We start from the raw sequence: 13,845 nt of genomic DNA, 5'->3' as shown, positions 1-13,845 counted from the left end.
TGCTTCTTCGATGCACGCGATGGCGACCCCTGGAGTGACGGCATGCGTTTCATGATCCTCGGCCCGGTGGAGGCCGTGGCTCCCGGGTCGGACGCTCCCGGCCTGGCGCCCCGGCATCGCGCGGTGCTCGCCTACCTGTTGCTGCACGCCGGTGTCGCGGTCAGTGCGGATCGCCTGATCGACGCGATGTGGGGGCCGCTGCCGCCGGATTCCGCCCGCGCGCAGATCCAGACCACGATCGCCGCGATCCGGCGGATGCTGCGCGCTTCGGAAGCCGACGGGATGCTGGCCACGCGGCCGGCCGGGTACGTGATCACCCCGGAGCCGGGACAACTCGATCTGGACGAGTTCACCAGCTTGATCGCCAAGGCGCCGGCCACCACCTCGGGCGACCCGGGAGGCACCGCGGACCCCGCGGAATCCGCGGACCAGATACGTGCCGCGCTCGCGCTGTGGCGGGGAGAGCCGCTGGCCGGCATCACCGCCCACTACGTCGAGGGCGCCAGAGCTCGTCTGAACGGGCAGATGCTGACCGCCGTCGAGCGCCTGGCAGAGCTGGAACTGGCCCGGGGCCGGCACGACGACCTCATCGACGAACTGTCCGTCCACGCGGCGGCCCACCCCTTGCGGGAACGGCTCTGCTGTCAGCTGATGCTCGCCCTGCACCGCGCCGGACGCCAAACCGACGCGCTGCACGTGGCACGAACCTTCCGGGCGACCCTGGCCGAACAGCAGGGACTGGACCCCGGCCACGCGTTCAGCAAGCTCGAACAGGACATCCTGCGGGACGCCCCCGAACTGCGGCCGCCGGTCATCCCGCCGCCCGTCATCGCGCCGCCGGCCACCGCACCGCCCGTCATCGCGCCGCCGGTGACCGCCCCGCCGGTCACCCCGCCGCCGGCGAAGCCGCAGGGGATCAACTTCCTGCCGTACGACGTCCCGGACTTCACCGGACGCGAGGACGAACTCGACGGGCTGATCCGCCTGTGGTCGGGCAACAACGGCGGCGTCGTGACGATTTCGGCGATCGACGGGATGGCCGGGGTCGGCAAGACGACGCTCGCGGTCCACGCGGGGCACCGCCTCGCGGACCAATTCCCGGACGGACAGCTCTTCATCGACCTGCAGGCGCACACCGCCGGCCAGGCACCGCTTGACGCCGGGGCCGCGCTCGAGGTCCTCCTGGGTCAACTCGGCGTACCCGCACAGCAGATACCCGCGTCGGTCACCGATCGGTCCGCTCTGTGGCGGTCCGAACTCTCCGGCCGTCGTGTGCTGGCCGTCCTGGACAACGCCCTCGGCGCCGACCAGGTACGCCCGTTGCTGCCCGGAGCCTCCCGCGCCCTCATCCTGATCACCAGCCGCCGGCGGCTGACCGACCTGGACGGGGCGCACGCCCTGTCCCTGGATGTGCTGCCCGCCGCGGAGGCCGTGGAGCTGTTCACGGCGATCGTCGGCGAACGGGCGGCCGCGGAACCCCTGGCCGTACTCGATGTCCTGCAGTTGTGCGGGTTCCTGCCGCTGGCCGTCCGTATCGCCGCCGCCCGCCTGCGCCATCGCCCCCGCTGGACCGTCGCGTACCTGGCCGACCGGCTCCGCGACCAGCGCCGCAGGCTCTCCGAGCTGGCCACATCGGAGCGAGGGGTGGCAGCGGCGTTCACGCTGTCCTACCAGCAGCTGACGGCGGATCAGCAGCGCATGTTCCGGCTCCTGGGGCTCCAGCCCGGCCGTGACATCAGCCCCGAGGCGGCGTCCGCGCTGGCCGACCTCTCGCTCGACGATGCCGAGTCACTCCTCGAAGACCTGCTGGACGCCCATGTCCTGACTCAGCATCAGCTCGGCCGCTACACCTTCCACGACCTGTTGCGCGAACACGCCCTCGCGACCGCGGCCGCCGAGGAACCCCCCAACGCCCAGAGCGAGGCTCTCGGTCGACTGTTCCACCACTATCTCCACACCGCGTGCACGGCCATCGATCACCTCTACCCCGACGGCAAGGGCCGCAGGCCACGCATTCCCGCGCCGGACGCCCCGGCCTCGCCCCCGCAGGACGAGGCGGAGGCGATCGCCTGGCTGGACAGTGAACGCGCCAACCTCATGGCGGCCGGTCAGTACGCAGCCGAGCACGATTGGCTCACGCAGACCAGCCAACTGGCCTCCACCTTGCACCGCTATCTGCTGGGTCACGCCCATCAGGCCGACGCGCTGGCCCTGAACGGCCTGGCGCTGCGAGCCGCCCGCCGGAGCGGCGACAGAGCCGCCGAAGCCCGCACACTCATCGATCTCGGCCAGGTGCACTTCTGGTGGCACGGCGCCTATGAGCAGGCCGCCGAGCACTACCGGAACGCCCTGGACCTCGCGCGCGAGTGCGGCGACCGGAGTGCGGCGGCCGGCGCACTGCAGGCCCTGGGTGCCGTCGCCAGGCGGCGGCGGGAGTACGACCAGGCCCACGACCACTGCACGCAGTCCCTCGTGCTCTTCCGCGAGCTCGGGGACCGTGGTGGCGAAGCCAGATGCCTGACCGACCTCGGCATCGTCCACGAACGCCAAGGACGGTACGAGGACGCCCAGGAGCACCACCGGCAAGCGCTGCACGTGCACCGCGAGACGGGATCCCGTATCGGCGAGACCGTCGTGCTGAACAACATCGGGCTGGTGTGCCAACGGCAGGGCCGCTACGACGAGGCTCGGCGCCATCACCACCAGGCCCTGGAGCTGAGCCGCAGGTTCGACTTCCCCGGAGACGAGGCCGAGTCGCTCAACGCCCTTGCGGAAGCCGCCCGTTCCATGGGCGACCTCGCCCGGGCCGCGGCCGAACACGACACCGCGCTGACCCTCGCCCGCGAGTTCAGCTACCGCCCCGAGCAGGCCCGCGCCCACGACGGTCTGGCGCACGTCCACCGCGACCTCGGCCGCATGGACCTCGCCCACGACCACGCCCGACAGGCCCTTGATCTCTACACGGCCCTCGCCGTCCCCGAGGCCGACGAGATCCGCGCCTTCCTCGCCGGGTTGCCCAGCAGTTGACGTAGCCCATGACCGCCTGAGCCGGCGTCTCAGCCGTCCAGCGTGACCGTGCCCGTGGCGCCGTCGATGGTGATCAGCTGTCCGCTGCGGATGCGTGAGGTGGCGTCCGGGACGCAGATGACGGCCGGGATGCCGTATTCGCGGGCGACCGTCGGTCCGTGGGCCATCACGGCGCCTGTCTCCGTGACGAGGCCGCCGGCCGTGAGGAACAGTGGGGTCCAGCCCGGGTCGGTCGTCGGGGCGACGAGGATCTCCCCGGGTTCGATGGACGCATCGGAGGGATCACGGACCACACGGGCGCGGCCGGTGACGCGACCGGATGCCGCACCCGTTCCCGTAAGCGTCCGGCCTTCGGACGGTGGGGCCGGGAGGAGCGTCTCCACATCCGTACCGTCCGAGAGCAGGGCGACCGGGACGGTGCGGCGGCGTAGCTCGCGCTCGTACGTCGCGCTCCGGGCGGCGATCGTGTCGCCCAGGTCGGTTCCGGTCTCCACCGCCGTACGCAGCTCTGGGAGTTCGAGGAACATGACGTCGCCGGCGTCCGCGAGCAAGCCCTTCGCCTGGAGCTCGGCGCCGATCAGGAGCAGGCGGCGGCGACGGTCGCGCAGGGCGTAGAGCCCGGCGAACTTGCCGGCCTCGCGCAGCCCCGACAACTCTCGTGAGCGGCGCAGGAAGAAGCCGGCGAGGCGGCCACGCAGCGCCTGCTTGCGACGGGCCCGAAGGGTGAGGTCGGTGAGCATCGACTCCGCCCGGTCCGCGGCGCGCTCGAAGCGGTGGTCCGGGGCCTGCTCGGGGTCGGTGACCCGCAGGTAGTTGGCGAGCATCGTGAACACCGGCGTCGGGTTCTCGGCCCAGCGCGGTACGCCGACGTCGACCTCCGCGGCCGACCGGGTGCCGTACCGCTGGAGGAAGTCGTGGAGGCCGAAGTCCGGCAGCCTGCCCGCCAGTTGCGCCGCGGCGAGCTCCGACGACGGGGTACCGAGCAGCATCTCGCGGTGGGGCTCCGCCCGCCTGGCCACCTCCCACAGCGCGAGGTCCATCTCGATCGTCACGTTGTGCGGCATGCCGCCGAGCACCGTGTGGATCTCGTCCTCGCTCGCGACGCCCTTGAGCAGGGGCGGCAGTGCGGCGGACACGGCGAGTCCGCTGACGACGGGCCAGATGATCGCGTCGGCGAGCGTGCTCGACTCGGCGTCCCGCTCGACCAGGTCCAACAGCTCCGCCGTCGTGGCCGGATCGGCGACCGGCTGCCGGCGGAGGCGTTCGATCTCGCCGAAGACGCGCGCCCGCGCCCGCGCCGGGCGGGCCAGCGCGCCGAGGATCCCGGCGGCCGCCTTCGGTCCGGCCTTCATGGCTGCGGCATTGCGTGTACGGGGAGTCTTCCGCGGCGCGAACCGCGGGTCCTCCAGGAGGTGTTCGACGGCCTTCTGCGCGCGCGGTCCGAAGTCGACCGCCATCAGCTTGACGAGCCGCTGACGTGTCGAGGGGTCGCGCAGCGCGTCGGTCAGGTCGCCGTACAGGCGTCCGCCGATGTCGACGATCTCGACCGTGAGGCCGAACGCCGCGAGCATGCCCGCCAGCATCGACTTCAGCGTCGACATGCCCATCGGTGTTGCGGGCTGCAGCATCCCCTGCACGTGGCCGAACTCGACGTACAGCCGCGGGCCCGGCTTGTCGCTCGGCGGGGGCGCCGGGAAGAGGGTGGTGATCGGACGCGCCTGCAGCAGCCATAGCGTGCCGTCGCGGTCGTAGGCCCACTCGATGTCCTGTTCCGCGCCGAGCAGGTCCTTGATCCGATCACCCGCGGCGCGCAGTTCCTTCAGGCGGGCCGGTGTGAGGCAGCCGCGCTCCTCGTCCTGCGTGCCGTCGTCCTGCGTGCCGTCGAGCACGTAGTGGTCCACCGTCGTCGCTCCGTCGACGACCGCCGTCCCAAGGCCCGGCGCGGCGTCGACCACGCTCGCGCTGCGCGAGCCGGTCAGCGGGTCGGCGGTGAACAGCACGCCCGCGACGTCGGCGTCGACCATGCGCTGCACGAGGACCGCCATCCGTACGGAATCGTGCGGGATGCCGTTGGCCTCGCGGTAGGCGGTCGCGCGCTCGGAGTGCAGCGAGGCCCAGCAGGCCTCGATCGCCTCGATGAGCGCCTCGCCGCCCGTGACATCGAGGTACGTGTCCTGCTGGCCGGCGAAGCTCGCGTGCGGCAGGTCCTCGGCGGTGGCGCTGGAGCGGACCGCGACCGGTCCGCCCCCGAGGCGTTCGTACGCCGCGAGCACCTCGGCGCGCGGAACCTCCCCGGCTCCGTACGCCTCGGTCGTCACGCAGAAGCCGTCCGGCACCCGCTCGCCGAGGCGGATCAGGCCGGCGAGACCGGCGGCCTTTCCGCCCACCAGGTCCTGCTGTCCGCTGCCGATCGCCGTCAGCTCGAGCACGTCCATCCGGGCACCTCCTCCGCGCCGACCACGTCCTCCATGACCGACCGCACCAGTTTCCAATACGACTGCAATGTATAGCCATGACAATACAGGTGCAATGTAAAGTGGCGGTATGCCGCGCAAGGTCGACCACCATGAACGCCGAGAGCTGCTCGCCGACGCACTGATGCGGCTTGCCGCCGCGCAAGGGCTGGAAGGCGTGAGCCTGCGCCAGGTGGCGGCCGAAGCGGGCGTCTCGACCGGGATGGTGCAGCACTACTTCCGTACCAAGGACGAGATGATGACCTTCGCGCTCGGCATGGTCGCGGACCGGATCCGCGCCCGCTCCGAAGCGGCGGCCGCGCCCGCGACACCGCGCGATCTCGTCCGCGGCGTCCTGCTCCAGATCCTGCCGCTCGACGACACCCGGCGACTCGAGGGCCATGTCGGGCTCGCGTTCCTCGCGTACGCGGCGGTGAAGCCTGCGATCCAGGCAGGACTGCGCGAGGACTCGCGCGGGATGCGCGGCTTCGTCGCGCAGCAGCTGCGTGCGGCCGGAGCGGTCGGCATCGACCCCGAACTCGCGGCGATCGGCCTGATGGCGCTCGTCGACGGCCTCGGCATGCAGCTGCTGTCACGGCAGTACGCGGAGAAGGACGCGGTCGCCGCACTGGACGCCCAACTCGCCCTGATCTTCGGCGATTCCAAGGCTCCCTGATCGAGGCCGGTCGATCGGGTCACGGAGATCGGTCGCCGGGCGGCGCCGAGCGCACGCCGGCCCGAGCTGCGTTGTCGACTTCCAGGGTCATCGGCACGGGTTGAACGTCATACTCGGCGTCGACGGGAGAAGCGATGGTGGGGCTACGGCATGGGCGGTGACCAAGTGGGCCCGGTTCACGAGGTGTTCGGCCTCGACGTGGTGATCGTTGCCGAGCCGCGGCGGTCCGTGCTGCGTGCCTATCACGGGCCGAAGATGCACCTGGCGGCCGATGACGGCACGGTCCTGGCACGCCTGCATGAGCGCGGACCCTTCACGTACACCCTCCGGGACCTCGGGAACCATCCCCTGTTGGGAGTCGATCTGGTCTCCGGTAGGGGACTTGGCCGGCCGCGCTTCCGGTTGACCGACGCCCGGAGCTCCCAGATCGGCGAGGTCTACGCACCCGGCCGTACCAACCACACCCGACTGCTCGACATACGTACCGGCAACGGCGACGCTCTGCGCCTAACCCGGACCGCCCTGATGGGTAAGACCTGGCTCGTACGGGACCACCTCGATGTGGGGGTGGGGCGCGTGACGGTCTCGACCGTGCGGTCGTTCGACGGCCTTCAGCAGTACAGGGTCGAGCTCGACCGGCACGCCCCGAGCGAGCAGCGGCGTCTCGTGGTGGCCGCGACGGTGTGTCTGCAGGTGATCCGGCGCCGGCTGGTCGGCCCCCAGGGCAACGCAGGCTGACACCACAACACTGCGGCCACCCCGAAAACGCTGCGGCCACCCCGAAAACACTGCGGGCCACCCCGAAGAGCGGCCCGCAGCCTCGTCACGTGCGTCGTCTCATCGCGCCGGCCAGTGCGGCCACGTCGGAGCGTACGAGCACCAGTACTCGGGGCAGCCGACCCGGTAGGCGCGGGTGACCGTCTCCGTGAGCGAGGCGCCCGAGCGGTCCTCGGCCGTGACCTTGAGCGAGACCCAGCCGGTCTTCAACGCCGGTACCGTCACCCGCCGTTCGCCGTCCCGCCCGGTGACCCGTGCAGCCTGCCACGTCGTGCCGTCGTCCGTGGAGTACAGCACCGACACCCGGTCCACGTCCGCACCGCCGCGCACACCCGCCTGGCGCCCGATGCCCAGGCCGAACGTGAACTCCCGTTCCTCCGATACCGAGTTGTCGCCGTCGAGCCCCGCCATGTCGTAGCGCGTGTCGAGCAGCGGAAGCGGGGTTTCGTCGGTCGTGTGTTGCGAGCGGAAGCGCCAGACGTCCGTGACATGCGTACCGAGGGACCAGTCGGGATGGTCGCGGTGTGCCGTCGACGTCAACTCGTACCACTGCCCGCGACGCGGCACGTCGAAGACGCCCTGCCCCGGCTCGTCGTCGCGGGCGACCACTCGGCCCGAGCCGTCGCGCAGCACCGTCTCACCGGACTCCAGATCCCTCGCCGGATCCGACCGGTGGCCCGCCGCGTCCGAGAACATCGGCAGCGCCAGGCGCAGCTTGTCCCCGTCGCGTGTGGCCTGGTCACGGCCGTCGGGGCCGGTCACTGTCAGCGACGGGTTGAACGACCGGTCAGCCAGTTGTCGCTGACCGTACGCCCCTCGCGGTGGACCGTCGGATTCGAGTACTGCACCCCGAGCGGGCCGTCGGCGTCGATCGCGTACTCGAACGTGGCCGTCGTCCACGGCACGTCCGGTGTGTAGTACGCCGTCATCCGGTGCGGGGCACGGAACACCGTCGACTGCTGCGCGAGTCGCAGGCCCTGGTGGGTCACCCAACCGTAGATCCCCTTCGGGTCGTTCGGATATCCGGTGGTGCGGAAGCTGTGTTCCACTCCGGCCAGGTCGCGGCGCCGGTCCTGCCGGTGCGCACCGGCCGGCACCCCGTCGTCGTGCGTGTGGAAGGTGAAGTAGGTGCGGTCGCCGTTGCGTTCGCCCTTGATCCGCAGCGTCACCTCGCCCTGGGCGAGCCGCTCGCGCAGCAGCGCCACGCCGTGCGCGTCGACGCCCAGCGGCGGGTCCGCCACGTCGAACGACGCGTACCCGGACATCAGGATCGCCGCCGGCTTCTGCGCCTTGACCGCCGCGTAGCGCCGGTCCCGCTCCTCCCAGGGCACGGGCCAGCCCGTCTCGAAGAGCACGATCCGGTCCTTCAGCTCCAGGCCGGTCAGGTCCTCGCCGCTGCCCGCGTCGACGACCTGCTTCTCCAGGTCCCAGTCCATCCGACCCCAGGTCACGAGCCGCACCGGCACGTCCACCGGGGACGCGGCGCCGCCGACCGTCGTCGCGAGGACGTACGGCTGCTCCCAGGACGCGGCCGAGAAGTACGTCAGGCCTGGAATCCGGCCGCTGCCCACCGCGTACGACGTGTACGCGCCGCCGAAGATCGGCGCGGCCAGCCCCGTCGTCGGCCGGTCCGCCCCGGTCGACGAGACGATCCCCGTCGCCGAGCCCCGCTCGTCGATCCGCATCTCCGGGTCGTCGATGCCCATGGTGACCGGCTTCGCCGCGGACACGTCGGTCTTCAGTGTGCGGTCGCCGGTCAGGGAGACACGCTGTGCGACGGCGACGGATGTCTCGGGCACGCTCGCTCCGCCGTGCGCGACGTACTCCCACACCCCGCCGAAGACCCGGTAGTCGCCGACCGGAAGCCGGATCTCCTCGGGCTCCGTCGTGAGGCCGACCAGCTGCGACTCACCCGTCTTCTCGTTCTGCACCACGAGGTTCGCGTACGCCGCCTCGACGCCGGCCCGCTTCGCGGCGGGTTCGAGGGTGAGCGTCGCGCTCGGCCCCTCCGCGTCCACACCGACGGCCGCCGGGGTGGCGGTGACCCGGGACGCGAGCGCGCCGGGCACGTCCACGCTGCCCGAACCCTGCTCGTACACGCCCGCGTCGTCGACCGGGTCGGCGGTGGCGACCAGCGCCGCCTTGAGCTGCCGGGCGTCCCAGTCGGGGTGTCGCTGCTTGAGGATGGCGGCCGCGCCGGAGACATGAGGTGTCGCCATCGACGTACCGCTGATCGTCGCGTAGAACTCGCTGTCCGCGGCGTCGCCGAGCGTGCCCGCCGCGCGGGCGGCGGTGATCGCGCTGCCCGCCGCGGTGATCTCGGGCTTGACACCGCCGTCGGCGACCGCGGGACCGCGGGAGGAGAAGGGCGACATCGCGCCCTCCTTCGTCACCGACCCGCCCGTCAGGGCGCTGGGCGCCGCCGCGGGCGAGCCGATCGTGCGCGGTGCGCCGTCGTTGCCGGCGGCGACGACGAACAGCGGCCCGCCGCCGGCCGACAGCGTCTCGACCGCCTGCGACAGCGGATCGCCGCCGTCGCTCGGTAGATTGGAGCCGAGGCTCATGGAGACGATGTCGGCGTCCTGGGCGGCCGCCCACTCCATCCCTTCGAGGATCCAGCTGAGGTAGCCGGATCTGCCCCCGTCGAGGACCTTGCCGACGAGCAACTGGGCCCCCGGAGCCACGCCCTTGTACCGGCCCTGCGAGGCCGCGCCGCTGCCGGCGACCGTCGACGCGACGTGCGTGCCGTGGCCGTTGCGGTCGGCGACGCTCTCGTCCCAGGTGAAGTTCTGCTCCGCGGTGACCTTGTTCTTCAGATCGGGGTGTTCCGGGGCGTAGCCGGTGTCAAGGACCGCGACCTTCACGCCCTTGCCGTCGAGGCCCTTGCGCCAGGCCTCGGGCGCGCCGGTCATGGCGACGGACCGGTCCAGGCTCGCCGCCACCTTGGCATCGAGCCACAGCTTCCCGGAGGCGGCCGTACGTGACGTGCCGCTGCCCGTCCCGGCCAGGAAGCCGTGCCAGGCCGTCGCCGCCTCCGGCTTCCGTACGGTACGGGCCGTCAGCCCGAGCGCCGGATACGTCTCCCGCGCCACGTCGGGTCGCCGCGGGAGCTCGGTCCCGCGGCGAGGACCGCTCGGGAATCACCCGTGAGTGAACACGTCACCGCCCCGTCAGCCAGTCGGGGTCGCACAGGAGGAGGCCGTCCTCGGGGGCGACGGGGAGCGCGGTGCCGGTCAGAGCCGCGTCGGCGAGGCGCGAGGGCAGGTCCGTGCAGGGGAGGTCGAAGAACGAGTCCGGCGTGCTCGGCCGTGGAGGGCGGGAGGCGGGGGTGGTGCGCAGGGCGTCGAGTGTCAGCAGGTGCGTCGCTTCCTCACGCGCCTCTTCGGTGAGCGCGCTGAAGATCCGTACCGGTTCGCCGAGGTTCTCCCAGCCGACCAGGTCCAGGAGTACGGTCGCGACCTGGAGAGCGGGTGTCTCATCGGCCCGCGGACGCAGGGCGATCAGCCGTCGGTGCCCGTGCGGAAAGGCGACCAGGATCAGGGATCGCCCGCAGACCGTGTCGAGCAGCCGCAGGACTTCCTCGGAGCGCTCCACGATCATGGAGCGTGCGTGTGACGGTCCTCCGGCCGCGCCGCTGGAGACCAGGGCATGCACCAGGTGCGGCTCGAGAAGACGCAGCGCCAGGTCGCGGCCGAGAGCGACGGTGCCCGGGTCGGTGCTCGCGTCGTCCTCGGCCCGGTCCGGCAGTCGGCCGATCACCACACGGGCCCGGGCGCTGTAGTCCACGGTGCGGCGCAGGACGTCGTCGCGCAGCGGCCCGGTGGTGGTCGGGTCGGACAGGAGCGAGTCCGCGAGGCTGCGCAGCACCCGCCTGTCGTCGCCCCGGAGGGGTTCGGCCCTACGAGCGTTGTCCAGGACGGAGTCGACATAGGACTGGAGTACGCGATGGGAGCCGAGCCACACCTTCACGGGCCAGTGGTCGTCCTTGCGGTTGAACGTCTCGATGCCCGAAAACACGCCACGGTAGAGGGTGTTGACGTCGCTGGTCCATGTCAGAAGGCTGTCCACACGGATGTGCGGACGCAGCTCGGGAGGCAGTACGGGCAAGCGCTGGAGGAGGACCGCGTCGGGGGAGGGGACGGTCGGGTCGGTGGCGGCCGCCCGGTCCAGGAGGAAGCGCACCGCCGCGCCGCCCGTCACCGCCGTGACCTCGCTGAGGCGGAACGTGGTGCTCCGGTCCTCGGGATCCACCAGCTGCCCTCTGCGCAGCGTCGTGGGTCCGGGGTCGGTGACGAGGAGGAGGTCGCAGTGGACGATCTGCCGCAGTTCCTCCTCGGTGACGCGCAGCGAGCGGGCGAACCGGGTGGCCGCCCCGCCGCTGAGGTACCAGGGGTGGACCACCGGCGCGGGAAGGTCGATGTGTCCGAAGCGGCGCCCACGCTCCCGGCGCGTGGGCGGCGTGCGCCCGCACCGGTCGCACGCCCGGCCCGAGTCCTGGGGGCGGCGGCGTTCCCCGCAGGCGCACTCGTCCACACGGTCCGGGCCGAAGATCTCGGGGCACAGGAGCCCGCCGTGCACCGGCCGCCCGGTCCGCATGTCGAGGAGGGAAGCGTTCACCACCTGCCCGTGCGAGAGGGTCAGCACGTCGGCGTCGGTCATCGGGCGCAGACGTACCCGGCCGGCGTCGAGGTGCGGCTCGATCCGGGCGCCGCGCAGCGTCAGACCGAGCCGTCGGACGGCGTAGGACGGCGCCTCGTGCAGGGCGCTCACGCGGCCCTCGGGGGGACGCAGTGGTCCGACGCCCGACTCCAGCGTGGCCCGCAGCTTCTCGCTCCACTCCGTGCAGTCGCTGCGCGGCCCGTAGAGCTCCATCGCCAGGTGGCGCGCCCCCTGTTCGACGAGCCACCGGAAGTCCTCGGGCTCGATCAGCTGTGCGCCGTTCCCGTTGCCGCGCTGCACCGGCTGTTTGAGGAGGAGGGAGTACTCGCCGGCTGCGTGGGCTCCGGTGTCAGGACCCGCCAGGCCCTGGGCCGAGAGGCGGACGCGGACGGTGCGGGCGGTCTCGCCCGCGGTCGGGGCCCAGGGGTGGTCGGGCGCCACGACCAGGTCCGGTTCGTCCGGGCTGCCCGCGAAGCGTCGGAGTGCGGGCCCGCCGTGGACACCGCACACGACCGCGCGGGCACCGGACTCGTCGTCCAGGGCGTCACCGTGCTGCAGCGGTTGGTCCACGGCGACGGTGACGCTGACGTGGGTCTCGGTGTTGTCGACGTGGGCCAGGTACCGGCCGGGTGCGGCAGGGAGGGTGTGGGTCGCCAGGGCTCCGGTGATCCGCTGCTGGAGGATGTACCCGGGGAGCCGGCCGGGCATCTCCAGTGAGGTGTTGAGCAGTACCTTGTGGCGCTCGGCCGCTCCGAAGATTGCGGCCACCAGGCGTTCCTCGGCCGTGCGTGGTGGGCGGTCGCCCAGGGGCGCGGCGGCTCCGACGATGAGTTGCCCGGGCTGCACCGGTCGGCCCGGGGTGGCCAGGCCGCACGGTTCCAGACTCGACGTGCGCGCGTCGGCCGCGTGCGGCGGTCTTGCGGTGAGGGCGGCGCCCTCGGGCAGCGTCCAGGACAGCTGGTGCAGTGTCGGGACGGTGAGCGCGTCGGGGGCCGCAAGACGCTCGTTGGCCAGGACGGCGGCGCCGCGCAGCCGGGGCGAGGCGACGACGGTGAGCTGCGCGGACACCCCGCCGTGACCCACGAGATCACCGACGTCGAGGTCGCGCACGCCCACCTTGCGCAGCCGCAGCCAGAAGCCGCGCGTGTAGCGCCGGTGAGGGATCCATACGCCGTTCGGCAACTCATGGACGTTCCGCACCAGTTCGCGGGAGAAGCGGGCGTACGAGCCGCGGTCTCCCAGCAGCGTGCGGCGCAGTGCGGCTTCCAGGAGCGGACGCAACCGGGTCCGGCCGTCGTAGCGCAGAGTGTCCTTGAGGCCGAGGAATCGGTCGCCGTCGCGGGGTCCTGAGCCCTCGTGGTCCCAGAAGACGGCGGGCGCGTCGAAGACGATCTCGCCGTTCCGTTCCCGTACGCCGAGGGGGAGCGGGACATCCATCAGCCGCATGCGCTTCTGTCGGGTCGCGCCCTTCGGGTCCTCGACCACGAGGTCCAGTGTGAGCGGCACCCTGAAGTCGTAGGGGCCGGCGCCGTCGCGCCGCAGCCGCCACAGGTTGGCCAGGGTCACCCGGGTCCCGCAGCCGGGGCAGAGGGTGTAGCCGACGGGCCCTCCGCAGGTGGGCCGCGGGCAGCCCGCGGTCGTGCCGGTGATCCTGCCGTGCCCCGATACGGCCCCGCACGGGCAGGCATGGTCGTAGCGCCGGGCGAGGCCGGTCGACCGGCCGCAGGAGCAGCTCCATGCACCGAGCTCGTAGCCGGTCAGGCGCAGGTGGATCCCGTCGGTGGCGGGGGCGCTGTCGGGGAAGAAGCGGCCGAGCACCGCGGGCAGTCCGGTGGCGGCCCGCTCGTGCGGGAGCCGGTCCAGCTGGAGGAAGTCGGCGTACTCGCGGCAGTGCTCCTGGGCGAGCGCGCTCTCGGGAGTGCCGAAGGGGCGCTGCTCCAGGAGGAGTACCTGGACGTATCTCAGGAAGTCGGGCCGCCGGGTCAGGAAGTAGCTGCGTGCCACATGCAGATCGGCGCGCAGCGCGTTGACCCCGGACACGCTCTGGCGCAGGTGCCGGAAGCCCTCGTCGAGGACCGTGTCGTGCAGGTCGTCGGGCCGGTCCTCGTCCGCTGCGAGCCGGACGGTCCTGTCGAGCGTGTAGGTCGTGGAGCACTGGCGCCAGTTCCGCGCATGCGCGGCGAGAGCGGTGCGGATCCGGTCGCTGTCCACCAGCGCGTTGACGTCGTCACGCAGGGAGCGGTCGGACGACAT

The 13,845-nt window shown here is 72.1% G+C and carries 7 protein-coding genes; 3 read left to right on the top strand and 4 right to left on the bottom strand.

Features of this window, described 5'->3' with window-relative positions; all coding sequences use genetic code 11:
* Positions 1–42 precede the first annotated feature (42 nt).
* Complete coding sequence (locus ACGFYP_RS01185) at positions 43–3,027, top strand: BTAD domain-containing putative transcriptional regulator (protein WP_393485195.1); 2,985 nt, start codon at positions 43–45, stop codon at positions 3,025–3,027.
* A gap of 29 nt (positions 3,028–3,056) precedes the next feature.
* On the opposite strand, the gene ACGFYP_RS01180 is transcribed toward ACGFYP_RS01185, so the two are convergent.
* Entirely contained in the window at positions 3,057–5,462 is a 2,406-nt protein-coding gene (locus ACGFYP_RS01180; RefSeq protein ID WP_393485194.1) for a PEP/pyruvate-binding domain-containing protein, read from the bottom strand.
* Positions 5,463–5,571: 109 nt separating this feature from the next.
* On the opposite strand from ACGFYP_RS01180, the gene ACGFYP_RS01175 reads away from it, so the two are divergent.
* Together ACGFYP_RS01175 and ACGFYP_RS01170 are read left to right on the top strand one after the other, a co-directional pair.
* Positions 5,572–6,156: a TetR/AcrR family transcriptional regulator gene (locus ACGFYP_RS01175; RefSeq protein WP_393485193.1), complete on the top strand. Its 585-nt coding sequence runs from the start codon at positions 5,572–5,574 to the stop codon at positions 6,154–6,156.
* Between the two features lie 150 nt (positions 6,157–6,306).
* Entirely contained in the window at positions 6,307–6,894 is a 588-nt protein-coding gene (locus tag ACGFYP_RS01170) for a hypothetical protein (protein WP_393485192.1), read from the top strand.
* Positions 6,895–6,993: 99 nt separating this feature from the next.
* Here ACGFYP_RS01170 and ACGFYP_RS01165 read toward each other — a convergent pair whose 3' ends face one another.
* The 3 genes from ACGFYP_RS01165 to ACGFYP_RS01155 form a co-directional block, all read right to left on the bottom strand.
* Positions 6,994–7,695, bottom strand: a complete 702-nt coding sequence (locus ACGFYP_RS01165; protein WP_393485191.1) for a hypothetical protein — start codon at positions 7,693–7,695, stop codon at positions 6,994–6,996.
* 2 nt (positions 7,696–7,697) lie between these two features.
* Positions 7,698–10,025 (bottom strand): S8 family serine peptidase, encoded by a 2,328-nt coding sequence (locus tag ACGFYP_RS01160; protein WP_393485190.1) that lies wholly within the window; start codon positions 10,023–10,025, stop codon positions 7,698–7,700.
* 67 nt (positions 10,026–10,092) lie between these two features.
* Positions 10,093–13,845, bottom strand: a complete 3,753-nt coding sequence (locus tag ACGFYP_RS01155; protein ID WP_393485189.1) for a hypothetical protein — start codon at positions 13,843–13,845, stop codon at positions 10,093–10,095.

Source organism: Streptomyces sp. NPDC048370 (assembly GCF_043200825.1).
Taxonomy (GTDB): domain Bacteria; phylum Actinomycetota; class Actinomycetes; order Streptomycetales; family Streptomycetaceae; genus Streptomyces.
Note: the sequence above shows the minus strand (reverse complement) of the source record. Positions and strands in the feature narration are given on the sequence as shown.